The 24,175-nt window shown below is 68.8% G+C and carries 24 protein-coding genes; 11 read left to right on the top strand and 13 right to left on the bottom strand.

The window, feature by feature from the left end; genetic code table 11:
- Positions 1-31: 31 nt before the first annotated feature.
- Positions 32-1,126 (bottom strand): serine hydrolase domain-containing protein, encoded by a 1,095-nt coding sequence (locus tag ABGB14_RS42630; protein ID WP_347649582.1) that lies wholly within the window; start codon positions 1,124-1,126, stop codon positions 32-34.
- Between the two features lie 201 nt (positions 1,127-1,327).
- Here ABGB14_RS42630 and dacB point away from each other — a divergent pair, with 201 nt between their 5' ends.
- The gene (dacB, locus tag ABGB14_RS42625; RefSeq protein WP_347649581.1) at positions 1,328-2,926 is read left to right on the top strand and encodes a D-alanyl-D-alanine carboxypeptidase/D-alanyl-D-alanine-endopeptidase; all 1,599 of its coding nucleotides are present in this window, start codon (positions 1,328-1,330) and stop codon (positions 2,924-2,926) included.
- 107 nt (positions 2,927-3,033) lie between these two features.
- Here the strand turns inward: dacB and ABGB14_RS42620 are convergent, their stop codons facing one another.
- Positions 3,034-3,729, bottom strand: coding sequence for an NAD(P)H-binding protein (locus ABGB14_RS42620; protein WP_347649580.1), 696 nt, complete (start codon positions 3,727-3,729; stop codon positions 3,034-3,036).
- A 96-nt stretch (positions 3,730-3,825) separates the two neighbouring features.
- On the bottom strand, positions 3,826-4,749 hold the full coding sequence (locus ABGB14_RS42615) for an RNA polymerase sigma-70 factor (RefSeq protein ID WP_347649579.1): 924 nt from the start codon (positions 4,747-4,749) through the stop codon (positions 3,826-3,828).
- A 734-nt stretch (positions 4,750-5,483) separates the two neighbouring features.
- Between ABGB14_RS42615 and ABGB14_RS42610 the strand changes: the two genes are divergently transcribed.
- On the top strand, positions 5,484-6,308 hold the full coding sequence (locus ABGB14_RS42610) for an SDR family NAD(P)-dependent oxidoreductase (RefSeq protein ID WP_347649578.1): 825 nt from the start codon (positions 5,484-5,486) through the stop codon (positions 6,306-6,308).
- Positions 6,309-6,436: 128 nt separating this feature from the next.
- Positions 6,437-7,645: an FAD-dependent monooxygenase gene (locus ABGB14_RS42605; protein WP_347649577.1), complete on the top strand. Its 1,209-nt coding sequence runs from the start codon at positions 6,437-6,439 to the stop codon at positions 7,643-7,645.
- A gap of 551 nt (positions 7,646-8,196) precedes the next feature.
- Here ABGB14_RS42605 and ABGB14_RS42600 read toward each other — a convergent pair.
- On the bottom strand, positions 8,197-8,604 hold the full coding sequence (locus ABGB14_RS42600; RefSeq protein ID WP_347649576.1) for a tautomerase family protein: 408 nt from the start codon (positions 8,602-8,604) through the stop codon (positions 8,197-8,199).
- Between the two features lie 127 nt (positions 8,605-8,731).
- On the opposite strand from ABGB14_RS42600, the gene ABGB14_RS42595 reads away from it, so the two are divergent.
- The 3 genes from ABGB14_RS42595 to ABGB14_RS42585 all read left to right on the top strand — a co-directional run bounded on the left by ABGB14_RS42595 (position 8,732) and on the right by ABGB14_RS42585 (position 12,315).
- Positions 8,732-9,415 carry a winged helix-turn-helix transcriptional regulator gene (locus ABGB14_RS42595; RefSeq protein ID WP_347649575.1) on the top strand — a complete coding sequence of 228 codons (684 nt, stop codon included), beginning with the start codon at positions 8,732-8,734 and terminating at the stop codon, positions 9,413-9,415.
- Between the two features lie 308 nt (positions 9,416-9,723).
- A complete protein-coding gene (locus ABGB14_RS42590) occupies positions 9,724-10,167 on the top strand; it encodes a hypothetical protein (RefSeq protein ID WP_347649574.1) in 444 nt (147 codons plus the stop codon).
- Between the two features lie 306 nt (positions 10,168-10,473).
- Complete coding sequence (locus ABGB14_RS42585) at positions 10,474-12,315, top strand: alpha/beta fold hydrolase (RefSeq protein ID WP_347649573.1); 1,842 nt, start codon at positions 10,474-10,476, stop codon at positions 12,313-12,315.
- Positions 12,316-12,507: 192 nt separating this feature from the next.
- On the opposite strand, the gene ABGB14_RS42580 is transcribed toward ABGB14_RS42585, so the two are convergent.
- On the bottom strand, positions 12,508-12,672 hold the full coding sequence (locus ABGB14_RS42580) for a hypothetical protein (RefSeq protein WP_347649572.1): 165 nt from the start codon (positions 12,670-12,672) through the stop codon (positions 12,508-12,510).
- Between the two features lie 46 nt (positions 12,673-12,718).
- Positions 12,719-14,101, bottom strand: coding sequence for a serine hydrolase domain-containing protein (locus ABGB14_RS42575; RefSeq protein ID WP_347649571.1), 1,383 nt, complete (start codon positions 14,099-14,101; stop codon positions 12,719-12,721).
- Positions 14,102-14,232: 131 nt separating this feature from the next.
- Here ABGB14_RS42575 and ABGB14_RS42570 point away from each other — a divergent pair, with 131 nt between their 5' ends.
- The gene (locus tag ABGB14_RS42570; protein WP_347649570.1) at positions 14,233-14,985 is read left to right on the top strand and encodes a TetR/AcrR family transcriptional regulator C-terminal domain-containing protein; all 753 of its coding nucleotides are present in this window, start codon (positions 14,233-14,235) and stop codon (positions 14,983-14,985) included.
- Positions 14,986-15,550: 565 nt separating this feature from the next.
- Here ABGB14_RS42570 and ABGB14_RS42565 read toward each other — a convergent pair.
- The 3 genes from ABGB14_RS42565 to ABGB14_RS42555 all read right to left on the bottom strand — a co-directional run bounded on the left by ABGB14_RS42565 (position 15,551) and on the right by ABGB14_RS42555 (position 17,263).
- Positions 15,551-16,153, bottom strand: a complete 603-nt coding sequence (locus ABGB14_RS42565; protein ID WP_347649569.1) for a superoxide dismutase — start codon at positions 16,151-16,153, stop codon at positions 15,551-15,553.
- 64 nt (positions 16,154-16,217) lie between these two features.
- Positions 16,218-16,355, bottom strand: coding sequence for a hypothetical protein (locus tag ABGB14_RS42560; protein ID WP_347649568.1), 138 nt, complete (start codon positions 16,353-16,355; stop codon positions 16,218-16,220).
- 59 nt (positions 16,356-16,414) lie between these two features.
- Positions 16,415-17,263 carry a helix-turn-helix transcriptional regulator gene (locus ABGB14_RS42555; RefSeq protein ID WP_347649567.1) on the bottom strand — a complete coding sequence of 283 codons (849 nt, stop codon included), beginning with the start codon at positions 17,261-17,263 and terminating at the stop codon, positions 16,415-16,417.
- Positions 17,264-17,353: 90 nt separating this feature from the next.
- Between ABGB14_RS42555 and ABGB14_RS42550 the strand changes: the two genes are divergently transcribed.
- A complete protein-coding gene (locus ABGB14_RS42550) occupies positions 17,354-18,154 on the top strand; it encodes a hypothetical protein (protein ID WP_347649662.1) in 801 nt (266 codons plus the stop codon).
- Positions 18,155-18,260: 106 nt separating this feature from the next.
- Here ABGB14_RS42550 and ABGB14_RS42545 read toward each other — a convergent pair whose 3' ends face one another.
- Positions 18,261-18,755, bottom strand: coding sequence for a helix-turn-helix domain-containing protein (locus ABGB14_RS42545; protein WP_347649566.1), 495 nt, complete (start codon positions 18,753-18,755; stop codon positions 18,261-18,263).
- Positions 18,756-18,861: 106 nt separating this feature from the next.
- Here ABGB14_RS42545 and ABGB14_RS42540 point away from each other — a divergent pair, with 106 nt between their 5' ends.
- The gene (locus ABGB14_RS42540) at positions 18,862-20,280 is read left to right on the top strand and encodes an MFS transporter (RefSeq protein ID WP_347649565.1); all 1,419 of its coding nucleotides are present in this window, start codon (positions 18,862-18,864) and stop codon (positions 20,278-20,280) included.
- Positions 20,281-20,297: 17 nt separating this feature from the next.
- On the top strand, positions 20,298-20,783 hold the full coding sequence (locus tag ABGB14_RS42535) for a pyridoxamine 5'-phosphate oxidase family protein (RefSeq protein WP_347649564.1): 486 nt from the start codon (positions 20,298-20,300) through the stop codon (positions 20,781-20,783).
- Between the two features lie 184 nt (positions 20,784-20,967).
- On the opposite strand, the gene ABGB14_RS42530 is transcribed toward ABGB14_RS42535, so the two are convergent.
- Together ABGB14_RS42530 and ABGB14_RS42525 are read right to left on the bottom strand one after the other, a co-directional pair.
- Positions 20,968-21,552 carry a DUF664 domain-containing protein gene (locus tag ABGB14_RS42530; RefSeq protein WP_347649563.1) on the bottom strand — a complete coding sequence of 195 codons (585 nt, stop codon included), beginning with the start codon at positions 21,550-21,552 and terminating at the stop codon, positions 20,968-20,970.
- A gap of 63 nt (positions 21,553-21,615) precedes the next feature.
- The gene (locus ABGB14_RS42525; RefSeq protein ID WP_347649562.1) at positions 21,616-22,029 is read right to left on the bottom strand and encodes a RidA family protein; all 414 of its coding nucleotides are present in this window, start codon (positions 22,027-22,029) and stop codon (positions 21,616-21,618) included.
- Positions 22,030-22,101: 72 nt separating this feature from the next.
- On the opposite strand from ABGB14_RS42525, the gene ABGB14_RS42520 reads away from it, so the two are divergent.
- On the top strand, positions 22,102-22,995 hold the full coding sequence (locus tag ABGB14_RS42520) for a LysR family transcriptional regulator (protein ID WP_347649561.1): 894 nt from the start codon (positions 22,102-22,104) through the stop codon (positions 22,993-22,995).
- A 205-nt stretch (positions 22,996-23,200) separates the two neighbouring features.
- Here ABGB14_RS42520 and ABGB14_RS42515 read toward each other — a convergent pair whose 3' ends face one another.
- Positions 23,201-24,097, bottom strand: a complete 897-nt coding sequence (locus tag ABGB14_RS42515) for a GNAT family N-acetyltransferase (RefSeq protein WP_347649560.1) — start codon at positions 24,095-24,097, stop codon at positions 23,201-23,203.
- Positions 24,098-24,175: the final 78 nt, after the last annotated feature.

Raw genomic sequence — 24,175 nt, 5'->3', positions numbered from 1 at the left:
TCCGGCGTGTCCGCACGCCTACTGCTGGCGGTCACGTGCCAGGGCAGAGCACGGCTTCGGCGGCTTTCTGGAGGGCTGGGCGGACCCGGCCCTGCTCGGCGATGCTGGTGGTCGCTGACAGCGCGAACTGCAGGCGGCCGTCCGCCGAGGTGAAGGTCAGGGCCAGCCCGCCGGGTCCGGAGCCCCGGTACGAGGTCACCGAGCCGCCGCACACCGGCTGCTCCTCCACCGGGTACGTCATTTCCTTCCGGAGCCGGGCGGGCAACAGCCGGTCCCGGGCGAGCGCACCGTAGAACGTGGTCAGGTCGCGCGAGGTGGAGACCAGCCCGCCGGCCGCCCACAAACTGCTCGTGTTCATCCGGTCCACGTCGCGCACCGTGCCGCCCGGCCCCGGATAGTAGCCGTGCCCGTGCGGCCCCTCGATGCCCTGGTCCGGAGTCACGGGCAGGTAGGTGCGGGTCATGCCGAGGGGTTTGAACAGCCGCCGCTGGAACTCCTCCGCGAGCGTACGGCCGGTCAGCCGCTCGATGACGGCCCCGAGCAGGATGTAGTTGGTGTTGGAGTAGCTGAACCGCTCACCCGGCTCTTGCTGCCTGGGCCGCTCGCGGGACATCTTCGCCAGGTCGAGCGGCGAGTGACGGGTGGTGAGATCGTCGAAGGGCCTCAGCTCCGGATGCCCGGTGTAGTCGGGGATGCCGGACGTGTGCTGGAGCATCTGCCGTACGGTGATCTCGTCGGCCCGCTCGACCAGATCCTGTCCGGCCACGACCGGCAGGACCTCGCTCAGCCTGTCGTCCACCCCGAGCCTGCCCTCCTCGACCAGTTGCAGCAGCACGGTGGCCGTGAGCTGCTTGGTCAGGGACCAGGCGCGGTAGCGGGCGCCGGTGGGGATCTTGCCGCCCGCGCCGTCGATCAGGCGCGACCCGGCCGTGCCCCCGCCGATGCGCCTGCCGCCGTAGTACGCCTCCCCGATGGCCCCCACCACCCCCGGCGTCTTGGCCAGGGCCCGCATCGCCTGCCGTACGTCGCCGATCTCCGGCCGGGCGGTAGCGGTTGCGGGGGCCGGAGCGCTGATGCTCAGGGCCAGGATCGTGCATGCCAGCCCGGCCGCCGTCCTTCGGTTCACTTCACGGTCCTTCCTCGATGGGCACGCACACGCTGAGGAGTACGCCGTCCTTTGTGGCAGATCGGCTGTTTCCTCGGCGTTTCCACCATCACGGCCACCCCGGGGCGAAACAGCCAGGAAACAGGCCTCCGCGTTCAATGCCTCGTCGAAGGCCCCGAGTGGCCCTCCAGACCGAGATTCCCGACGAACGAGGACAAGCTGGTGGACACGAATCCGACCCATCCAGAGATCTGGCGGCCGGCGCGGCGGTCCGTGCTCGGCCTGCTGGGCGCCGTCCCGCTGGCCGGGGCCGTCACCGCGACCCCGCGTGGAGCCCAGACCTGGCAGGACGCCGAGTTGGCCCGCAGGATCGAGGAGATCATGGCGCGGCCCGCGTTCGATGGTGCTCACTGGGGCGCGCAGTTCTACGCCCCGGACACCGGGGAGTCGATCTACGAGCTCAACACCGGCGAGCCGTTCGTCGCCGGGTCGTCGTCGAAGGTGTTCGTCGGGGGCACGGCGTTCCTGGCGCTGGGGCACGATCGGCGCTTCGCGACTCGCGTCCACCGGACCGGGCCGGTACGCGGTGGCGTGCTCCACGGCGACCTGGTGCTCGTGGCGGGCGGCGACCTGCTGCTGTCGGGACGTCTGCGCGCGGACGGAAGCCTGGCGCTGCCCGACCCGGACCACACGTACCACACCACTCCCGGCGCCGGACCGATCGGCGGCGACCCCCTGCGAGAGCTTCGCTCGCTCGCGACCCAGGTGGCGGCAGGCATCAGGCGGGTCGAGGGGCGCGTACTCGTGGATGTCTCGCTCTATCGCGAAGGCACCGAGGGCCTGGCCAACAACGTGACGGCCACCATCTCACCCGTCATGGTCAACGACAACCTCGTGGACGTCACCGTCGAACCGGGCCGCCGTCCCGGGGCACCCGCCGTTCTGGAGATCTCGCCGCAGTCGGAATACGTCCGCATCGTCAACAAGGTACGGACGATCGCCGCCTCCGAAGCGGCTTCGGCGCGTCCGCTGACGTTCGCCGACGACGTACGCCACCCCGATGGCACGCGTACGGTGAGCCTGACCGGCGACATCACCGACGACAGTCCCGGCCTGTTCCGCGCCTACTTCGTCCCGGAACCGGCGGCCTTCGCCCAGGCACTTTTCGCGCGGGCGCTGCGCGAAAAGGGGGTGCGCGTCGACTCCGCCGCCACGACCGGGTCCGGCACCCGGCGGCGGCTGGTCGCCGAACATCTCTCCCCGGCGCTGCCCGACCAGCTCAAGCCGATGCTCAAGGTCAGCAGCAACCTGCACACGGAGGTGTTCCCCTACCTGGTCGGGGCCGTCGCCGGGGGAGATCCGGACGATCCCAAGGCGGCCGGGCAGCGGGTACGGCGGGAGCTGCTCGAAAGGGCCGGGTTCGACTCGTCGCCCCCAGGGTCGGAGCAGAACCGCTACACGCCGCGATACTTCGTGGAGTTCCTGGCCTACATGGCACGGCAACCCCACTTCCGGCACTACCGCGACGCGCTGCCGATCCTCGGCCGCGACGGGACCCTGAAGGACGTCCAGCCCGACTCGCCGGCGGCGGGTCACGTCCACGCCAAGACCGGCACCAGCCTGGGGACGGAGGACGGCACGTGGATGAACCGCCAGGCCCTGGCCGGGTACGTCGAACTGCCCGGCGGGCGGCGGCTGACCTTCGCCGCCTTCGTGGGCATCCGGACCGGGTCGGCGGAAGCGGCCAGGGAGATGTCCAAGGTGACCGGGCAGGCACTGGGCGAGATCGCCGCGGCGGCGTACGTCACCCAGAGCGCTTAGTGCCCGTGCACCAGCCGGTCCCTGCGCTTGCTGCGTTGGCACGATATCGGACGAATGGTGAAGACCCCCAGAACGTCCCGAACCGGAGACGGCGTACGGAGATCGGGTCAGCTTCTGGTGAGTGCCTCGCGGCGCATCCACTGGAGCAAAGTGGGGTTGTCGGCTGTGGTGATGACGCTGAGAGTGGTGCGGACGTAGCGGTCGTCGTCCAAGAGGGCCAGCATGCTCGCGGCCAGGTCCACACGTGCTGTGAACCTGCCGTCGGCGTGGCCCTCGACAACGGTGTAGTCGGTGACCGACGGCAGGTGAAAGAGCCCGCTTGGACGGAGAATCGTCCAATCGAGATCGTCGGCGCGAAGAAGCGATTCCATTCTCCGCATGTCGTCGTACAACGACTTGCCCAGCACGCGCGTCACGTAGGGCAGCACCACCCGATTGAACAGGAACCCGCCCTCGGAGTACGGGTGCGGGTCGACCCCGCTCGAACTCACCACGCCAAGCCGGCGCACGCGGTGCCGTTCCATCGCGGCGACAATATTGGCCACGCCGCGTGAATAGGTGGTGATGGGTTCCTTTCCAGCGGGCACGCCGAGCGTCGACAGCACCGCGTCTCGCTCCGCCACGGCGGCGTCGACGGCCTGTGGATCGTGCACGTCGGCACTGATGACGTCGAGCCGTTCATGGTGCAGGGGAAACGAGTCCGGCTGCCGGGTGATCGCCGCGACATGGTGTCCGGCGGCGAGTGCCTGGCCGGTGAGGAGACGGCCGGTGGGGCCGTTGGCGCCGAAGACTGCGATGCGCATGACCAGGGTCCTTCCTTCTTTCCTGATCCGAGGTCGATGTCGTGGTGTTGGCCAGGAGCTGGAGGCGTCCGCGCGTTGCCTGTTGCAGGGCGGGCGTCAGTCTTCGAGCCGGCGGACCCGGTTGGTCTCGCGGACGACCGCCCAGGCGTCCGCCACCGGGCCCAGATGCCGCAGCTTGTCGGGGTTGATCACGGCGCGAATGGTCTGGATCTGCCCGTCCAGGATGTCGAGCGTCAGCGTGTTGACGATCTTGCCGTCCTGGTCGCGGAAGATCGCGCCTGGCTGGCCGTTCATCTCATGTGGTTCCACGACACCGCCGATCCGGATGAACGGCGCGACGAACCCGGCCAGCATCCGGGCCACGCTCTCGGCGCCGAAGACTCCGTCTCCCCACAGCGGGGCCTTGCCGCCGCTGTCCCCGGCCATCTGCACGTCGGCGGACAGCAGCTCGCGCAGCCCGTCGACGTCACCTTCGCGGAAGGCGTCGAAGAAGCGGGCGGCGAGTTCGTCCCGCTCGCGGCGATCGGCCTCGAACCGGGCACGTCCGGCGTCCATGTGGCGGCGCGCTCGTACGGCAAGCTGGCGGCAGGCCGCCTCAGAGCGCCCAATCGCCGCGGCGACCTCACCGAAGCGGAACCCGAACACCTCCCGCAGCACGAAGACCGCGCGTTCGAGCGGGCTGAGCCGCTCCAGCAGCAGCAGGGCCGCCATCGAGACCGTGTCGGCGAGCTCCGCCGACCGCTCCGGGTCCTCGTAGGGGTCGGCCAGCAGCGGCTCAGGAAACCACTGCCCGGCATATTCCTCCCGCCGCATGCGTGCCGAGCGCAGCACGTCGATCGCGATGCGAGACACCATGGCCGAGAGGAACGACTTGACCGACGCGGGCCGGGTCGCGCAGGCCTCGTAGCGTAGCCAGGTCTCCTGAACTGCGTCCTCGGCCTCACTCACGCTGCCCAGGATCCGGTAGGCGATGGAGAACAGCAGCGGCCGCCACTGTTCGAACTCCTCCGTCCGGGTCATACCAGCTCCTCCTTGAAGCCCTGCCGCCAGGACACCGCCGTCTTCCCGGCCAGCGGCCGGGCCGGCCACTGGCTGTTCGAGGCTTCGGCACCAGCCGCCGCCCCAACACCCTGGCCCACCGGCCACGAACACCCGCACAACAAACCCCTCACCCTCCCAGCCCCGACGCCTGCCTTCCGCCGGGAGACGAAATAGCTCGTCAGTTCTGTGACATCACCCCGTCCGGCCGCCCCCGACCCGGCCGCCCTCCAGTTGGCCGGCCCCGCCCTGCCGCGTCTTTCCGATGTCACGGAACGGCCCGGCTGTCTCGTCTCAGGAAAGACGTGCTCTCGGAACGCGGAGGACCTGACAACGCATGGCACGCGGTCGTGTGGTGCACGTCGCCACGTCCAGCACGAACACATCCAGAGAAACGCGCCCGGCGGCGGCTACCGGCCCGGCCAGCCGGCGTAACGAAAGGAACACCATGAGCACCGCCTCGGAAATCTCCGGAGCGTGGCTTTGGCGGCGACATCATCACATCCAGCGCGCCCGATCAGGCCTTGGCCGCCTGCACGGCGGTGACGTCGGGCAGCCCGGTCTTCGTGCCGCGCCCCAGCCGGTCCGGAAACACGGCCTGGCCCTGGACGGCCTGGTCGCCACCGAGCCGGTCACCGCCGACGGCCAGATCTTAGTCTCCGGCCGCAGCAGGCCGCCTACGCCGCTTCGCATCCTCTAGCAGAAAGAAGGAGATCATGAGCAAGGTTTGGTTCGTCACCGGATCTTCGCGCGGTTTTGGCCGCAGCTTCGTCGAGGCCGCCCTGACCCGCGGCGACCGGGTGGCAGCCACCGCCCGCAACCTTCAAAGCCTCGATGACCTGGTCACCGCCTACGGCGACCTGGTGCTCGCGCTGGATATGGACGTGACCGACACGGCCGCCGTCCGCGAGAGCGTGACGCGGGCCAAGGAACATTTCGGCCGCCTGGATGTGATCGTCAACAACGCCGGCTACGCCCTGTTCGGCGCGGTCGAGGAGGTGACCGAGCAACACCTGCGCACCCTGATGGAGACCAACCTGTTCGGCCCACTGCGGGTCGTCCAGGCAGCGCTGCCTCACCTGCGCGAGCAGGGTTCCGGGCACATCATTCAGATCTCCTCCACCGCCGGCGTCGCCGCCTTCCCCCTCGGCGGCGGATACTGCGCGTCCAAGTGGGCTCTGGAAGGCCTGAGTGAGAGCCTCGCCCAGGAAGTCGCCGGCTTCGACATCAAGGTGACCATCGTGGAGCCCGGCAGTTACGCCACCGGCGCGCCCACCATCGCGGTCAAAGCCTCGCCCAGCCCGCACTATGACGCCGCCCGCCAGGCCCAAGCCGCGTACGCCCAGACGATCGACTTCGGCGACCCGACCGCCGCCGGCCAGGCCATACTCAAGCTCGCCGACCTCCCCGACCCGCCCCTGCGGGTGTTCTTCGGCACCCAGAACCTCTCGATGCTCCAGCAGGTCTACGCCGACCGGCTCAAGACCTGGGCCGACTGGCTCGACCTCTCGGCGCAGGCCCACGCGACGCCGGCCCTCTGATCTGTCGGCCCATCACCCCTTCCCGCGCGGGCGGGGGTGATGGGCGCCCACGCCCTGATGAACGCCGAGCGGTCCGCGGCTGCGCGCCGGGACCGACCTGAAGAAGCAGTTTGTGGAAGGGAGCCGTCATGCGAGATAGTGGCCGCCGCGCATTGGTGGTCGGGCTCGGGATCGCGGGAATCGCGACCGCGCTCCGGCTACGGCAGATCGGCTGGGAGCCGGTGCTGATCGAGCGGGCGCCTGTGCGCCGCTCGGGAGGGTACTTCGTCATGCTGTTCGGCACCGGCGTGGCCTCCGCTCGCCGTTTGGGTGTGCTGGAGGCCATTGGTGACCGCGGCAGCCCTTTGCTCACCGCGTACGAGGTGAATCGGGCGGGACGCCGAACCCCGGGCATGAACCCGTCAACCCTGCCGGGCAGACCCCTGCAACTGCTGCGCGGCGACATCGAGCAGGGGCTGTTCTCCGCGTTGCCGGGCGACGTGGAGATCCGTTACTCCACCGTGCCCACCCGCATCACCCAGGACGACACGGCCGCCGAGGTCACGTTGCACGACACCGCCTCAGGCGCCGTCGTCACCGAGCGCTTCGACCTGGTGGTGGGCGCCGACGGCCTGCGCTCCACCGTGCGGAGCCTGGCCTTCGGACCGCAGGAGTACCTGCACCCGCTCAACTACATGATCGCCGTCACCCTGCTCGACAGGCCGATCGAGGGCTTCACGCAGCACGAGGGCCTGATCCTGGCCGAGCCTGGACGCTCGGCATGGACCTTCCCCTACGACAACCACCCGCCGAGCCTGCTGTTCTCCTACCGCACCGGCGACATCGACGCCGAGTTCGCCCGCCCGCCGATCGAGTCGCTCCGCGCCGCCTTCGGCCCCGAGGCCACCGGACGCCTCCTGGAGACCTTGTTCACCCGGTTCGAGCAGGCCCCGGACTTCCTGTTCGACTCCGTGCAGCAGGTCAGGATGCCCCGCTGGCACCGCGGCCGCGTCGCCCTGGTCGGCGACGCCGCCTGGTGCGTGACCTTGTACGCGGGCATGGGCGCCTCCAGCGCCATGGCCGGGGGCGAACTGCTGGGCACCATGCTGCGACGGCACCCTGACGACCTGCCCAGCGCGCTGCGGGCGTGGGAGGCCAGGATGCGGCCGTTCATCCAAGCAGAGCAGGACAGCGCGCTGACCATGCGCAGGCTCTTCACGCCCCACGACCGCAGGGAACAGATCATCCGGGCCGCGATGCTGCGCCTCACGCACGCTCCTGTCATCGGCCCGGCAATAGGCAAGATCTTGAACGGCTCCGACATGAGAAACAAGCAACTGGACATCGCCGCCGTATGACCCCGATCGCATGATGGCGGTCAGTCCATCCGGGTGGCGAGTTCGAGCCGTTCGTGCCCCTTCGGCGGGGTGACGTCCGGGAAGTCGAAGGTGACCTCGTGAATCTTGCCGGTGAAGGGGAACGGGCCTTGCCGGCGTAGTCGTCGCAGACGGGTGAGACGCAGTCCATGCCGACATCCATGCATTCGGTGCCGCACCTCTGCGGGATCTGCTCGGGCAGATGCTTCGCTCCTGCGGGGGTGCCGTCGATGGACATCGTGACGTCCGCGGCGCCGCCCGGCCGTGCGGTCTGCAGTGTGATCGTCACCTCGATGGTGTGGCTTCCGGGTGTGAGCGCGTCGGGCGACAGGAGGTCGTGGCGCCGCGGCGTGCTCCTGCTCCTGATGGCCTTCGACGGTATCCGCAGGGCCACCCGCCGCAAGGAAGGCAAAGCCCCGGAGGTGCACGAACGCCTGCTCGCGTGCGTGACGATCTGCCGGCCCTCGTACATGGAGGAGCGCTCGCCGTCGGACGGTACGGCGGGACCGGTCGACCGGTCCCGCCGTCCGTTCTCAACGGTTCAACTGCTCCATCAGTCCGACGATCTGGGGGTCGTCGGACTGGAGGCGGCCGTGGAATCCCACGTTCTCCAGCGGGTAGTGGTTGATCATGACGAGGAGCTCGTCCGTGTTGGCGATGCCCTGATAGGCCTCAGCCACTGAGTCCTGGATCCGCTTGACCAGTACCCTCCTCGCGTCGAGATCACGGAGTTCCGGCACCTCCAGGAAACAGACCGGCCGGATGTCCTCGGCCTCCGAGAGACCGTCCTGGGCGACGTTCACGCCAGGGTGCTCGCGCACGAAGATCCGCACGTCAGGAACGTGATACGTGTCGGAGAGCGCCTCGGTGACCTGCCGCATCAGCTCGCGCTTGGCGTCGGGCCGGATTCCTTGTGGGCCTTCGATGAAGATCAGGGGCACGGTGGCCACCTTTCCCGGTTGAGTGCCTCCCGCTGTCGGGAAGTCTGTGGTTGAACAATAGAACTAGATGATTGGAAAAAACAACTGATCGCGTGGACTGTTGAATCGGCGCGGTAGGATCGACGGCATGGTAGGGAGGCGCAAATACGATGACGGGTGCGCGGTTGCGCACGGGCTCGACCTGGTCGGCGAGCGCTGGGCCCTGCTGATCGTGCGCGAGTTGCTGCTCGGCCCCAAGCGATTCACTCACCTGAGAGCCGGGCTGCCCGGCGCCAGCCCGGATGTGCTGTCCCAGCGGCTCCGCCAGCTCCAGGAAAGCGGTGTCGTCCGCCACCGCCGGCTCCCCCCGCCGGCGGGCGTTCCCGTCTACGAACTGACCGAGTGGGGCATGGGGCTCGAGCCGGTGGTGACCGGGCTGGGGCGTTGGGCAGGAGGTTCTTCCTCGCTGCCGCTCGACGCCCCGATCGGCGTCGACTCGCTCATCCTGTCGTTGAAAGCGTTGTTCGATCCCGGGCCGGTCGGCGATGTCGAGATCAGAGCAACGGTACGGCTTGGCGGGGACGAGTTTCGCGTCACAGCCGCCGGCGGCGAGATCGCCATCGCCCGTGGCGGGGTAGAACACCCCGACATCACCCTCGATACCGACGCGGCCACGTTCGCCTCGCTGCTCAGAGGGGTGCGTTCTCCCGAAGAAGCGGTGGTCGGCGGTGACCTCCGTGTCGACGGCGACGTGGAGGCGGCGGTGGGGTTTCTTGCCCTCTTCCGCCGGGCCGTCCCGCCCCCCGGCCCCGAGGCGACGAGGGCAGAGTAGTTCGCCGGGCGTTTCCCCTCCGGCGAACCGCCTTCCCGTCCGCGACCGCTGCCGGGCCTTCACGGTCTCGGCGCTGACGTTGCCCCTCGTGGTGGCAGGGCCGTTCGCCGGCATGCTGGCCGATCGGAGAGCCAGGCCGGCTGGTCTGCTCGGCGGACGCCGGCCGGGGGAACGCGGCGTTCCATGGCTCACGATGCCGGGATCGGCGTTCGCCAGGTGAATGGCTCGCTCTCGTGGGGGAGGACCGGACCGGGAACCCCTCCCTTGGGGGAGTCAGGCTGCTAGGCATCGCGGGCACCCTCGGTGTCATGAGGATCACGTATGCAGCGATGACCTGGACGGGTTTGTACGTGGCGTCGAAGATCGGGTACGCCCTCGACGGGCGACTCGGCGTTACCGGTGGACCGCGTGTCTCGCCGGACAGTTATCTGGATTACGGGCCGGGGGAGGTGGCGTTGGCTCAGTGGGCCAATGCCGGATCTGGGCTGCTGATCGTGGCGATTCTGCTGGCCGGGCGGGTCCGGTTCGAGGGACGCTGGCCGTACAGGGTGGTGCTGACCTTGCACTGGATATGTACGGTCTTGACGGCCGTCTGGGGGGTGGGGATGCTGAGCACCGCTCTGATCGGTGATCGGGGTGGTGCGGTTTTCGGCGGGTACTGCACGGTTTGGGCTGTGCTGATGTTCCTCGCAACCCGTGACCTACGTCGGCGGTACGCGCGCCCCCTGAACCCGGTCAGTAGCCGCCGATGACGGTGGGATACAGGGGACATCGCCACAGGGTGCCTTTGCCCAGCTTGAGCGGGCTGTGAAGCTCTCCGGTCGATTCGGCGTGAACCCGATCGACGCACCGTGACCGCAGGCCGTGGTTGGCGCTGCACCCGCGTGGCCGCAGAGACAGGCATGGCTCGTACCCCCGGATCGTCACTGTCGAAAGGGCTATGGACAATTTATGTAGATCGGTCTATTTTTGCCAGAGCGGCTTCTCGGCAAGCCAGAGCACTGCTCTGTGACCATAAAATATGTAGATTGGTCTAGATAGGACACTTGATGCAGAAGATGACTACAGCACCGGACACCCTGGTATTCGGTGCGACCGGCTTCCTCGGCAAATGGACAGTGCTGCATCTGCTCGAGCGGGGCCGCAAGGTCGCCGCAGTGGTCCGCGACCCCGCCGGGAACAAGCTGCCTGGCTGGCTCATGGATCACGGGATGTCGACCGAGCGGCTCACGGTCCTGGGCGGTGACCTCACAAGCGGGCCGGGCGTTGGGCTGAGCCACACGGACGACGAGCGACTCTCAGGCGTACGAGATGTGTTCAACACCGCGGCCATTTACCGGTTCGGGCTCCGGCGTGAGGAAGCCAGGGCGGTCAACGTAGAGGGCGCAGTCAACGTGCTGCGCTGGGCCGCCACCCGGCCCGACCTGCGCAGGCTCGTCCATGTGACGGGTTACCGGGTGGGGCTCGATCCGCGGCCGCGTTATCCGCTGCCGGAAGCCGAGTTGGTGGAGCTCTATCGCGACAAGGGAGCGTATGAAGGTTCCAAGATCGAGGGAGACGCGGCAGTACGGGTCGTCGCCGCGCAGCTGGGGACCCCGCTGACCGTGGTCAATCCGAGCAGCGTGATCGGCCACTCGCTGACGGGAGAGGCCGATCAGTACATCGGTCTGGCCGAGCTGGTCCGCGATCTGTGGCAGGGCAAGCTGCCCGTCGTGCCGGGGACCGCGCGCACCTTCGTGCCCGTGGTGGCCGTGGACCATTTCGCGAAGTTCATGGCCTCGATCCCCGAGCACGACCCGGAGCCGGGAGGCCTGCACTGGGTCCTCGACGAGAACACCCCGGACCTGCCCGACATGCTCCGGCTACTCGCCGGCCACCTCGGCGTGCGTGCGCCGAGAACCCTCATACCCGTGAGCCTGATCCGCCGCCTGCCGACCGCACTCACCGGAGCCAACCCCGAGACCCTGACCTTTCTGACCGAGGACCGCTACGACACGACCTCGGCCGACAAGGTCGCCGAAGCCGCGGGACTCCGCCGGCCTCCCGTACAGACCGCGCTGCGCCGCTGGGCCGACCGCCTGGTAGCGGACGAATTCGGGTCAGCCGCGGCCGTGCTTCCAGGCGGCTTTCACGACGTCAGTGGATCCCGCACGTATGTCGCTGGTGACCGTACTTCGCCCGGCTTCGTCCTCCTGCACGGCATCCCCCTCGATGGTGAGTCCTGGCGGCCCGTGCTCAACGGGCTCGACGCGTCCGCCCTCGTCGCCGACCTGCCTGGCTTGGGCCGTTCGGCCCCCACGGAGTCGACCCCGCTGGAGTGGCTCACCGATCTGCTCGCCCCCGTACGCACCCGGCCCGTCATCGTCGCCCATTCGGCGGCCGCGGCACCGGCGCTCCGATACGCCGCCGCCCACCCCGACCGGGTCGCGGGTCTGCTGCTCATCTCTCCCTACTTCCTCCAGAAGCCGGCTTCAGCGATGTTCCGCACGCCGCTACTTGCCACGCCGCTCCTCAAGAAGGCATCCGCCGAGCGACTCACGTCCTCGCTCCTCGGCTCGGGCAGTGATACCGCCTCCAGCGCGGCTCGCACCGCGATCCAAAGCGCCGCCGCCCAGCTGCGCAGACCCCGCGTCGCCCGCCGCACGGCCACGTGGCTTCGGGCCGCGAACCGACCCGCCGAACGCGCCGCGCTCCAAGCCCTCCTCAGGGAAACCACCGCGGTATCCGTCCCGCTCCACCTCGTCGCCGGGCAGCTGGACCCGCTGATCGGCGATCCGGGCCAGGCCGCCGTCACGACCGTCCCCACCGCCGGCCATCACCCCCACCTCACCCACCCGTCCGCCATCGTCACGATCATGAGCGGCCGACCGGCGCCGCAGATCTCGTGGTGCGGACCGTGAGCGTGACGACCATGGTCATCCGCAGGTGAGGGAGAACCCGGCGGTCCCCAGGTAGTTGCCGGCGCTGAGCAGTGCGCTCCGCCGGCTGCTCCATCGCTCCTGAGCCGCCGGCTCTTGCCGCTGCGCTGTCAACTCCCCCTTGCGCTGCGGCCGAGGCGAGGGCGGTCCAGGATGACCAGCGGGTCCCGGCTGTCACGGGCGCAGGATGACCTTGCCGACGGTACGGCGGGCCACCAGGTGTGCCAGCGCCTCGGCGGCGGTGCTGCCGGGCAGGCGCAGGTGGGCGCCGAGCCAGTAACCCCCCACCACGATGTTGTGCTCGCCCAGCAGGCCGGGGTCGACCGGCGACGGATCCACCCCGCTGGAGGTCCCGTAGGTGTGGGCGATGCTGGGGCGGTCGACGTCAGGCGATCTTGGGCGTGCAGCGCATGCTGACGTACACGCAGGGAGTGCCGTTGGTCAGGGTGGAGAACACCACCGGGATGTAGGCTTCGCCGAAAGGCCCGCCGGAGGCGGCGAACACCGTCTGCGACACCGGCGTCAGGTTCGCCTCCAGAGGTGTGGAGAAGCCCTTCATGCCGTCCACGAACTCATACCGGATGCGTGCGGCTCCGTCGTCTTCTTGGGTGATGGTGGTGAGGACGCCCTCGCGCCTGTAGGCGCCCACCAACTCCGTCATGTCCACCTTGGGCGGGGTCGCCGCCGGAGCGAAGGGAGGCGGCATGCGCACCCCGGCCAGCTCGTCCAGCAGGTCGGCGACCAGGTCGACGTACAGCCGGCTGACGTCACCGCCGTTGGCCAGCAGGACGACGGCCACGCCCGCGTGCGGGATGACACGCAGGTAGGAGTGCTGGGTGACGGCGCTGCCGTCGTGGCCGTAGCCAGGAATGCCGTTCCAGTCGTGCAGTGTCCACCCCAGGCCCCAGCCGTCGGCCGACATCGACCACTTGTCCGGGCTGTCGACCTCGCGGCGCTGCATCGCGGCGACGGTGTCGGCGGACAGGACACGGGTGCCGTCGGCGGCGAGGCCGCCGTCCAGGTGCATCTTGGCGAACCGGGCGACATCGCCGGCCGAGACGATGACCCTGCCGTACGGCCCAGCCGAGCGCGGCATCACGTCCCAGTGCGGTGCCGGCTCGGGGTCCTGTCCGGGTGCGCCCTGGTGGCCCATCGCCACCCGGAAGCGCAGCGCCTCCTCAGGCAGCGTTAGCGAGTGCTCCAGCCCGAGCGGGGTGAAGAGCAGGTCTTTGAGCGCCTGATCCCAGGTCTTGCCGGTCAGTACCTCGATGACGCGGCCCAGTACGACGTAGCCGAGGCCGCCGTAGGAGATCGCCGTTCCTGGCGGGCAGTCCAGTGCCACCTGCCTGGCCGCCTGGACGTACTTGGCCAGGCAGTCGTCACCACGCCCGCTGTCGTAGTTGAAGTCGTTGGTTACCCCGCCGGTGTGCGACAGCAGCTGCCGGATGGTGATCGTCTTGGTGGCCCGTGGATCGGGGGTGGCGAACTCCGGCAGCACGCTGACGACCGGCGCGTCCAGGTCCAGGGCGCCGGAGTCGACCAGCCGCATCACCAGCGTGGCGGTGTAGGCCTTGGCCAGCGAGCCGGCCAGGAACACCGAGTCGGTCGTCACTTCCACCCCTGTGCCCCGGTGTAACACGCCGCTGGCCAGTTCGTGAATGTTTCCACCGGTCAGCACGGCCAGGGAAGCTCCCGGCACGTGGTGGGCGTCGCGCAGCTCATCGAGCCTGGCCTGCCAACGGTCACCATCGAATCGTGGTGAAGACATGAAGAGGTCCCTCCGAAGACTTTCTTTCCGCACATCGTTCTGCTCACCGCACACTGTACGGTGCTCGAACGCTGGTCGTAAAGCCGTACACTGTGCGGAGAGGGTGGTCATGAGACACGAGGAGAGAGCGCATGCCAGCCGACAAGCAGGTGTTCCCATCGGTGTGGACTCGTGTGCGGCGGCAACGGCGGGAGCAGCCGGCGCTGAGCCGGGAGCAGATCGTGTCCGCGGCGCTTCAGTTGCTGGACACCGAGGGCATCGACGCCCTGAGCATGCGTAAGCTCGGTGCCCTCCTGAACGCCGGGGCCACCTCGATGTACACCCATGTGACCAACAAGAACGAGCTGATCGAACTCGTCGTGGACGAGGTCTACGGCGAGGTCCAGGTGCCGAGCACAGGCGACGCGGCGGGCTGGCGGGCGGCCATCACCGGTTGCGCCCGCAGCATGCGCTCAACGCTTCTGCGCCACTCCTGGATCGTCTCCGTGCTCGGGGAGGCAGGCCTGGCCTACCTGGGGCCGAACATGCTGCGGCTGACCGAGGCCATGCTCGCGGTGTTCGAGGAGGCGGGCTTCTCACTCGAAGCGGCAGACCAGGCCCTGAACACCGTTGTGGCCTACGTCATCGGGATCTCGACCAGCGAGGCCGCGTGGCTGAGCACGCTCGCCCGCACTGGTCAAAGCGAGCAGGCGTGGGCTGACCGCCTGTGGCCGGCCGCCGAACAAGCCGTCAAGGAATACCCGCGGCTGCGAGAACTGTACGCCGCCCAGCGCAGCCAGAACCCGGGCGGCATCCGCGACGACGACTTCGACACCGGGCTGGACTGCGTCCTGCATGGTTTGGTCACCCGCCTCGCTCCCACCGCCGTTCGCGGCGACGACTGAGACCGCCACCATCCGCAAACCCAGCCGACGAGCGCACCGCGAGGGCCGAGTGGCAGGCGCCGTTATTGACGTCCCCCGCCTACCGCCTCCCTCTTCCCCGCGTCCAGGCGCTCCCGTCGCCGCCTGGACATCGGGGCCGGTATGAGGAGGTGGCCGGGGGACGGAGCAGCCAGGTGGGGCAGAGCTCGAACGGGTCAGTCCACGGAGAACGGCACCATCCGGCGCATGAAGGCGTCCCAGCCGCGATCGCCGGTGGGCCCGCTCGATCATCCTGGCCACGCTCTGCTTGAACTCCTTGTAGGGGCCCTCGCCGCCGATCGGAGTGGAAGACGCCAGCTCGACGATCATCGCCATCTTCCTGGATGGAGGTCGCGCCCGAGACGACGCGCAGGGCGAACGGGCGTAGGTTGCCGTGCCGTGCCGAACCGACCGCCTGAGAGCTCTGCCACGGCGGCCAGCAAGCCGTCCACCTCGATCGCCGGGACGATCCGGATCTGTGAGGTGGCGGCGCCCGCCTGGCCCCGCGGACCAAGCTCGGGCCAGGCGGGCGTCGCCGGCATCGGGGCTAGGCGCCGCGGGCGGCGTCGTAGCGGGCGATGACGTCGTTCCAGTTGATCAGGCCCCACAGCTTCTCGACGTAGTCGGGGCGCACGTTGCGGTACTGCAGGTAGTAGGCGTGCTCCCAGGCGTCGAACACCAGCAGCGGGGTGGTGTTCATGCCGACGTTGCCGTGGTGGTCGTAGACCTGCTCGACGACCAGGCGGCGGCCGAGCGGCTCCCAGGCCAGCACGCCCCAGCCGGAGCCCTGGACGGTGGCGGTGGCGGTGGTGAGCTGCTTCTTGAACGCGTCGAAGGAGCCGAAGTGCTCGGTGATCGCGTCGCCCAGCTCGCCGTCGGGGCGGTCGCCGCCGTCGGGGGACAGGTTCTGCCAGAAGATCGTGTGCAGGACGTGGCCGGACAGGTTGAAGGCGTACGTCTTCTCCAGGCCGACCAGGCCGCCGAACTCGCCCTTGTCCCTGGCCTCCGACAACCGGTCCAGGGTGTCGTTGGCGCCCTTGACGTAGGCGGCGTGGTGCTTGGCGTGGTGCAGCTCAAGAATCTCGCCGGTGATCGCGGGCTCCAGGGCCGCGTAGTCGTAGGGCATGTCCGGAAGGGTGTACTGACCCATGACGTCTATCCTCCAAAGTTCCTACTTGCATAGTCCTCGCAATAACCATAGCGCTGCAACTAGCTCACGTCTCGGACGTGGCCAGCCCGAACAGCGTCACCCCGCCGTGCTCGACACGGATGATCTGCTCGCGTGCCTGGGGCTCGAGCGCCTGTCGCCCCGTAGCCCGGCCCTCCACCGGTCTCACCGTCTTCTGCGGCACCGGCGGTTCCCTGCGCCCCCGTGACCTCGCCACAGCCGTGATGGCTCCGCGTGGCGGTTTCAGGGCTCGGTGTTGACCTGCTGGCTCTGCGTTCCGGTGGCGCCGCGGCGCCAGTGCGGAGGTTCGCTCTGCCGCGGGCCCGGCTCCACCGCGACCGCGGTGGTGTAGCGTCCAGGCGGCACCTCGTGTGAGAACGGTCCGCAGGTAAGCGCCTGACCTGCTGCCAAGACACCGAGTTCGCACGTACGGAGGGTTTTCGCCAGCGGTGCGCGGGATTTGACGTTGTGCAGCCAGATGTAGGCGACCGCGCCGTCGACCGCGCGGACCGTTCGCAGGTCGAGGGATGCGACCACGGCGCCGTCGGTCACCGCGACACACGGTTGCATCGACACCGGCACGCGCGCCGTCACGAGGGGCGTGCGGCACCGCGTGGGTATGTCTGGTACGGCATCGCCCGAGGCCCAGATGAACGCCCCGCCGGCCGTGACGAGTGCCAGCGCCGTGCCGACGACCGCCGCGACCTTCCAGAGAGCGCGTGGCCTCGGCTCCTGGCCATGGGCTTCGTCCGCCACGGCTGGATCGCTGGGCACGGGTTGGCCGGCGGTCGGGGCATGCTGCTGGATCTGGCCGTCGAGTTCGTGCCAGCGCTGCTCCCACTCGGCCGTGTCCGTCACGCCGCAGGCGCGTACGTAATCGAGGGTCGCCGCCAGGCTGGGCAGCCGGAGCCCTTTCGCGGCTTCTGAGAGCTTGCTCGGTGAGCAACCGACCCGCGAGCCCATGATCCGGTAGGTCGGCTGCCCTGCCGCGACGCGCAGCTGGCGTAAGTCATGTGCGAAGTGTTCGACCAACCCGCTGTCAGGATCGAGTTTCCGCTCTGGCCTGCCCATTCGCCCTGCCTCGTTGATCAAACATCTGATCGGTGGTGATCAATCAAAGCGTGACAAGGATGAGCCGTACTGGGCAAGTCAGCCGTCTGAGGAGGCACACGAGTGAAGAGGATGTTCGCGGCAGTGGTTGCGGTCGCCATGGGGAGTTGCGGTGTCGCGGCGCCGGCACACGCCGCCACGGGGGTGGCCTTCCGCGCATATTCCGGCGCGAGCCAGAGCGCGCACCAAGCCCATTTCGAGAGCCTGCGCAGCCGGGGTTACCGGCCGATCACGGTGAGCGTCTCGGAAGGGCCGAGATACGCGGCTGTCTGGATCAAGGGCGGAGGCGGAGCCTGGGTCTCGCGGAGCGGGATGTCCGAAGCGGGCTTCAAGGCGCGGTTCGACGACTACCTCGCGCAGGGGTACCAGCCGATATCGGTGTCCGCGACGGGTCCGGCCGGCCGTGCGACGTTCGCCGCACTGTGGGAGAAGCGCTCCGAACGGTTCTTCTCCCGCATGGGGCTCACCGGGGCAGAGTTCGCCGCCCACAACCGGAAGGCCCACGCGGATGGGTACGTACCGGTCTCGATTGATATGTACGGTACGCCGTCGGACCCCCGGTACGTCGCGGTCTGGCGGCAGAGCCAGGGAGGCGGGTGGTACTACTCGTACGGAAAGTCGTCCGCCGGGCACAGGAAGTTCTTCGACGAGCGCACCGCCGAGGGGTTTCGCCCGACGGCGGTCGCGGTGGGCCCGGGAGGGGCGCGGTTCGCCGCGATCTACCGCAAGGACGGTGTCCGGCCCTGGTACCACCACATCGACACCTCCGGCTCCGCCTACCAGCGCAGGTTCGACAGCCTGGTGGCGCGTGGTCTGCGCCCGGTGCAGGTGAATGTCGAGGACGGCGTGTACGCCTCGGTCTGGATCCGCTGACCATCGGGACAAGAACGCGGCTGGTGCCGAGACGGGAGAGGAGACCGCCATCCCTGGGACGGCAACAAGCGGGACCAGCGCGCCGCCGCGCGGGGCGTGGTGGTGGTCAGCCCCTGCCTGACAGGGCCACGTGGGCGACGGCCTGGCGTTCGGCCTCCAGGCGTTCCGCGGTCTCCCGTTCGGCCACCACTTTCCTGTCGTAGGCGGCGCGAGCGGCCGCGATGGCGTTCTGGTGCTCCTCGGTCCAGATGACGAGGGCGCTGATGGTGCTGTGCAGGGTCGCGCCCATCGGGGTCAGCTCGTAGTCCACACGTGGCGGGACGGTGGGATGCACGGTCCGGCTCACCAGCCCGTCGCGTTCCAGATGCCGCAGCGTACGGGTCAGCATGCGCTGGCTGACCCCATCGATCGCGCGGCTCAGCTCGCTGAAGCGCAGGCTCCGCTTGTCGAGCAGCGCGATGATCAGAAGCGACCACTTGTCGGCGATGCGGTCGAGAATATGCCGCACCTCACACTCCGCGCGCTGGTCCCACTGGAGAACGTCCTCGTCGATGCCGGTATCACCGCAGTAACCGAGGGACTTGAAAGTGCCGTCTTCCATGCTCATCGATAGTGCCTGACGATGCTGTCACTTACAAGAAGGAACCAAGAGGGCATTGGGGAACCGTCTGCGGATCGGTTCTCCGATGCAGAGAGGTTGGGCTCCGATGTCGGATTCCGTCAGCGGGCCCGCACGCATGACAGCGCGTGCGTGGGGCGTGTTGCTGGTGTTGTGCGCCGCGATCTTCCTGGAGGGGATCGACGTGGCGATGCTGAACGTGGCGCTGCCGTCGATCCGCGCCGACCTGGGGTTGTCCACCGGGATGCTCAGCGGCGTGGTCAGCGCCTACGTGCTCGGCTACGGCGGGTTCATGTTGCTGGGCGGCCGCGCCGCCGACCTGCTGGGACACCGGCGGATGTTCGTGGTGTGGCTGAGCGTCTTCCTGCTCTTCTCCGGGCTCGGCGGGTTCGCCACCGAAGGCTGGATGTTGCTGGCCGCGCGGTTCGTCACGGGGGTGGCAGCCGCGTTCATGGCGCCGGCCGGGCTGGCGCTGATCACCTCCAACTTCCCCGAGGGCCGCCTACGCACCAAGGCGCTGGGCGTGTACGCGGGGACGGCGGCGGGCGGGTTCTCGCTCGGGCTGGTCGCCGGCGGCGTGCTCACCTCGTTCGGCTGGCGGTGGGTGTTCTTCGCGCCGGTCATCCTGTCCGCGCTGATCCTGGTGGCGGCGCTGGCCCTGCTGCGCGACACCGGCGGCAAGCGGGCTCGGGGCAGCTTCGACCTGGCGGGGTCGCTGTCCATCACCGGGGCCATGTTGCTCCTGGTGTACGGCGTGGTCCGGCTGGAGCACCCCGGTGACGGGCCTCTCCTGACGGTTGCGACGTTCGTCGCAGGGCTGGCGCTGCTCGGGCTGTTCGTCGCGATCGAACGGCGATCGTCGTCACCGCTGGTGCGGCTGGGGATCCTGCGCAAGGCGTCGCTCGTGCGCGTCAACCTGGCGGCTCTGCTGTTCCTGGTGGCGTTCGCCGGCTTCCAGTTCCTGGCCACCCTGTACTTCCAGGAGGTGCGCGGCTGGAGCACGATGCAGACCGGCCTGGCCATGCTGGTGATCGGGATCGACACGGTGCTCGCGCCCACGCTGACGCCACGCCTGGTCAACCGCTTCGGAAACGCGCGAGTCCTGTTCGGCGGCATCGTGCTCGCGGCGGTCGCGTACGCGCTGTTTCTGCCCGTCGGCATGGACTGGGCCTACACCGCCATGCTCCCGGCGTTGCTCCTGCTCGGTCTGGCTTTCGCGCTGGCGTACGGCCCGCTGACCATGGCCGCGACCGAGGGCGTCGAGGAGGAGGAGCACGGTCTGGCGGGCGGTCTGCTCTACACGGCCATGCAGTTCGGCATGGCGCTCGGGCTGTCGGCCGTCACCGCGGTCAGCGTCTCCGCCGGAACCGGTCTGGACGCGCTGCGGACCGCGCTGGTGGTCCCGCTGGTGGCGGCGCTGCTCGGCGCGGCAGTCATGGCCTTCGGCCTGCGGACCCGTGTCGCCTCCCCCGGACCGGCCCAAGAGTCCGCCCCCGCCACCGTTTGAGCAGCAAGGAGACGATGTTGAGCAACCACGTGACGTCGTTCGCCGAGATCAAGGGCCAGTTCGACGCCTACATCGGCGACATCGTGTACGCGACCATGACCACGGTCGACCGGAAGGGACGGCCCCGCGCACGAGTACTGATCCCCGTCTGGGAGAACGTCGACGGGCGGCCGCTGGGCTGGCTCGCCACCTACAGGACACCGGTCAAGGCCGCCCACCTGGCGGGCAACCCGCACAGCACGTTCTCCTACTGGACGCCCCGGCAGAACGCGGTGAGCGTCGACACCGTCGCCACCTGGGCCGACGACCTGGAGACCAAGTACCACGTGTGGGGCCTCTATCGGCGTACGAGCCCGCAGGGGGCCGGCTACGACCTGGGCAACTTCTGGCGCGACCCGGGCGACCCCAAGCTGCACGTGCTGCGGCTGGAGCCGTGGCGCGTACAAGTGATCAGGGGCAGCGACCTGCACAGCAGAATCTGGTACGCGCCGGGGAAACGCTGAACGACCTGGAGGCATCGCCGAGCCGTCCTGTTCCAGAAATCCGGGACAGGGCGGCGATGATCTACGGGCAGCACCTCCATGGCGCTCTTGACTCCGTCCACGGGCGATGTTCGCCGGCCGCGGTATGAGCTGCACATCGGCCGTTCTTGTGGAGCTGCTCTGCGAGCTTCGGCCGGTACGGCGGTCAGCTGCGGAGGCGTGGCCGGTTGGACTTCGCGTGCCATCCAGCCGGAGGGTCCTCACCGACCAGCCCGTCCACGGCCTCGCGGAGCAGGTCGGCATGCCCGGTGTGCCGTCCGTACTCCTCGATCAGGTCGCAGAGCAGCCGGCGCAGGCTCAGATGGCGCCCGTCGGCGTAGGCGAGGTGGACGAGCTGGTCGAGTCCGCCGGTGGCCAGGGCCGCGTCGAGCCTCGCCCGGGACCGTTCGACGGTGGCGTCCCAGAGCGCGTAGAGGTCCTCGGGGGTGTCGTCGGCGGCCGAGTTGAGGTCCCAGTCGGGGTCGGTGTTCCAGTCTGCGGTGTCCCACGGCGCGCCGAGCGGAGCGCCGCTGAGTTTGGTGCTGAACATCTGCTCTTCGGCGCATGCGAGGTGCTTGAGCAGGCCGCCCAGCGTGAGCGAGGAGGCGCCGACGCGGGTCTGCAGCCCGGCCGCGTCGAGGTTGTCGGTCTTCCAGCGAAAGGTTGTGCGCAGGCGGTCGAGCGCACCGAGGAGGTGCTCGGCCTCGGTGCCGGCGAGGGGCGGTTCCCACCAGTAATCGCTGTTGGTCATGTCGCGACGGTAGACCCCGTTCCGGACGTTCTGCGTCCGGAAGGCGTCGGAGCCTGTTGCCGGTCAGGAAGCAGCGGGCACGGGACTTGGCTCTGCGGGCTGTCGTGCGTACACCTCGATCTCGAACTTCATGCGTGGATCGGCCAGGCCACACACGAGCATCGTCGCGGCAGGGCGGATGTCGCCGAAGCAGCGGCGCAGCGTCGGCCAGCACGGCTGGAAGTCCTCACGGTCGGGTAGCAGGTATCTGACCCGGACGACGTCGGCGAACGAGCAGCCCGCTTCGTCCAGTGCCGATCCAACGTTGCGCAGGGCCTGCTCGGCCTGCTCGACCACGTTGGCGGAGATTGTCATGGTCGTGTAGTCGAACCCGGTCGTCCCGGACACGTGCACCCAGTCGCCGTCGATCACCGCCCTCGCGTAGCCGATCTCCTCTTCGAAGGTGGATCCACTCAAGATCACGTGTCGCTCTGTCATGTGGCGAAAGGTAGGCAACCAGCAGCGATATGTCCAATACCTATCCGAGACTTATCTGATATTCCTGAAGATATGGATCGTCCTGAGCTCAGCCTTCAGCAGCTTCACGCCTTCGTGGTCCTCTCCGAGGAGCTCCACTTCGGGCGCGCAGCGGATCGGCTGGGCATCGCGCAACCGCCGCTCAGCCAGCAGATCCGCCGCCTGGAAGCGAAGGTTGGGCACCCGCTGTTCACCCGAGGACCCGGCGCGGTCACTCTCACCGCGGCAGGACAGCAACTCCTGCCCGTCGCTCGGCGTGCACTCGACGAGATTGCCGTCGGCCTGGACGCGGCCCGACGCACTGGCAGTGGCGAGGCCGGTCGTATCCGGATCGGCTTCTCCGCATCGCTCGCGCTGACCGTCCTGCCGGGCTTGTTGCGCGCCTACCGCGACCGGTTTCCCCAGGTGGATATGGAGATCCGTGAGATGACCACAGCGCCGCAGGTGTCCGCTCTGCACGAGCATGTGATCGACGTCGGGCTCCTGCGCGAGCCGCCGGGCGAGCCGGGGCTGGCGACCGAGACGATCTTGTCCGAGGAGTTCATCGCGGTCCTGCCAGCCGCCCACCACCTTGCGGCCCAGCGCGTCCTCCCGATCGAAGCACTCGCGGACGAACCGTTCGTGTTGCTGCCCCGTAGTGCCGGACCGATCTTTCATGATCGGATCCTCGACTTGTGCCGCAGCGCGGGTTTCGAACCCCGCCTCGGCCAGCAGGCGGTCGAATGGCAGACGGTCTGCGCGCTCGTCGAGGCAGGACTGGGCGTGTCACTCGCCCCGGCGAGCATCCGCCGGATCCGCCTCAACGGTGTCGCATACCGCCGGATCGAACCGAACAGCGCGCGCACCACCGTCGCAGTGGCCTGGCGTCGCGACGAACAGAACCCCCTGGTCACACGGTTCCTTGAGGCCGCCCGCGGCGAACCCTGAATCCTTTCCTCCCTCTCCGCGCATCGACCGACACATCGGAGTCATGCGTTGAGCGGTGATCCACTCGGCGGCGGTGGTCACCTCTTCCAGCACGTCGGGCGTGACCACACGCACCAGCGGCACGCCCCGCGTCGTCTCGGTGCCGAACGACGGAACGGTGAGTCCAGCGGCATCGCGATCCGCCGCAGCTCCACCCCGGTGATCTTCATGCGTTCCTCTGCACCACGTAGTAGGTCTTGCGATGGAAGCCTGTCACCGTGGCGCCCTCCTCCATGAGACCGCCCAGAACGTCGCGCATGGCGTGCCGCCACGCCTTGGCGGCACCGGTGTCCACCCCGCGCAGCCGCTCGATGTCCTCGGGGACCGCGACCAGCACCACGCGCCCGTCGGTACGGCCCTCGACCGGGCGGCCGTCGTCGCCCAGCCCGACCACGGCGTCCTCCGGCACCGCCGGCAGACACGGCACCCGCCGGACCGCCGCCTCGACCCGCGGCTCGGTCAGCGGCCACACGGCCAGGATCCGGTCGGACTCGTCGCCCTGGTTGATGGCATCGGCCATCACGCCGTAGAAGTTCGGGAGGTACTCCGCCGGCCGCGCGCCCAGCTTGGCCAGGTTGAAGTGCGCGTTGCGGCGGACCAGCGGGTCGTAGGTCCAGGTGATCCGGGAGATCCCGCGGTCCAGCGCCCACTGCCGCTGGTGCAGCTTCAGTTCGAAGCCGATGCCCCGTCCCGCTGCCGCGCCCGTGTTGTGCGAGTGCAGGGTCGAGTCCTGCCCGAAGAAGCCCACCGACGCCCCGACCATCCGGTCGCCGTCGAAGGCACCGGAGACGTAGTTGCCCGCGTGGGTCAGCGCCCGCATCAGCCCGGCGGTGATCGGCCGGCTGTCCGGCTCGAATCCCCAGATCCGCTCGAACAACTCGTCGACCTGCTCGAACTGCTCGTTCGCATGGAGTTCCCTGATCACGGTCGAGGTCGTCATGGTCGAGGAGTCGCAACCGGTGGTTTCCGACACGTGCACGCGGTCGCTGTCGACGACGGCCCTGGCGTACCCGATCTGTTCCTCGAAGGTCGATCCGCTGAGGATCGCGCGTCGCTCCGTCACCCGACGAACGCTAGGAGGACCAGGGGTGATACGTCCAATACGCGCCGGTCGATGTAATGATATCGGTAAACGTATGGA

Origin of the sequence: Nonomuraea sp. B10E15, from assembly GCF_039871615.1 — a bacterium.
GTDB lineage: Bacteria > Actinomycetota > Actinomycetes > Streptosporangiales > Streptosporangiaceae > Nonomuraea.
This window is presented reverse-complemented; position numbering and strand designations above follow the sequence as displayed.

What these genes read in the sequence shown, in the direction of transcription:
- ABGB14_RS42620 (WP_347649580.1), bottom strand. Translation starts at nt 3,729, where the DNA reads ATGCGCATCGCAGTCTTCGGCGCCAACGGCCCCACCGGCCGTCTCCTC.
- ABGB14_RS42615 (WP_347649579.1), bottom strand. Translation starts at nt 4,749, where the DNA reads ATGACCCGGACGGAGGAGTTCGAACAGTGGCGGCCGCTGCTGTTCTCC.
- ABGB14_RS42610 (WP_347649578.1), top strand. Translation starts at nt 5,484, where the DNA reads ATGAGCAAGGTTTGGTTCGTCACCGGATCTTCGCGCGGTTTTGGCCGC.
- ABGB14_RS42605 (WP_347649577.1), top strand. Translation starts at nt 6,437, where the DNA reads ATGCGAGATAGTGGCCGCCGCGCATTGGTGGTCGGGCTCGGGATCGCG.
- ABGB14_RS42595 (WP_347649575.1), top strand. Translation starts at nt 8,732, where the DNA reads ATGGTAGGGAGGCGCAAATACGATGACGGGTGCGCGGTTGCGCACGGG.
- ABGB14_RS42590 (WP_347649574.1), top strand. Translation starts at nt 9,724, where the DNA reads ATGAGGATCACGTATGCAGCGATGACCTGGACGGGTTTGTACGTGGCG.
- ABGB14_RS42585 (WP_347649573.1), top strand. Translation starts at nt 10,474, where the DNA reads ATGACTACAGCACCGGACACCCTGGTATTCGGTGCGACCGGCTTCCTC.
- ABGB14_RS42575 (WP_347649571.1), bottom strand. Translation starts at nt 14,101, where the DNA reads ATGTCTTCACCACGATTCGATGGTGACCGTTGGCAGGCCAGGCTCGAT.
- ABGB14_RS42570 (WP_347649570.1), top strand. Translation starts at nt 14,233, where the DNA reads ATGCCAGCCGACAAGCAGGTGTTCCCATCGGTGTGGACTCGTGTGCGG.
- ABGB14_RS42565 (WP_347649569.1), bottom strand. Translation starts at nt 16,153, where the DNA reads ATGGGTCAGTACACCCTTCCGGACATGCCCTACGACTACGCGGCCCTG.
- ABGB14_RS42550 (WP_347649662.1), top strand. Translation starts at nt 17,354, where the DNA reads ATGTTCGCGGCAGTGGTTGCGGTCGCCATGGGGAGTTGCGGTGTCGCG.
- ABGB14_RS42545 (WP_347649566.1), bottom strand. Translation starts at nt 18,755, where the DNA reads ATGGAAGACGGCACTTTCAAGTCCCTCGGTTACTGCGGTGATACCGGC.
- ABGB14_RS42540 (WP_347649565.1), top strand. Translation starts at nt 18,862, where the DNA reads ATGTCGGATTCCGTCAGCGGGCCCGCACGCATGACAGCGCGTGCGTGG.
- ABGB14_RS42530 (WP_347649563.1), bottom strand. Translation starts at nt 21,552, where the DNA reads ATGACCAACAGCGATTACTGGTGGGAACCGCCCCTCGCCGGCACCGAG.
- ABGB14_RS42525 (WP_347649562.1), bottom strand. Translation starts at nt 22,029, where the DNA reads ATGACAGAGCGACACGTGATCTTGAGTGGATCCACCTTCGAAGAGGAG.
- ABGB14_RS42520 (WP_347649561.1), top strand. Translation starts at nt 22,102, where the DNA reads ATGGATCGTCCTGAGCTCAGCCTTCAGCAGCTTCACGCCTTCGTGGTC.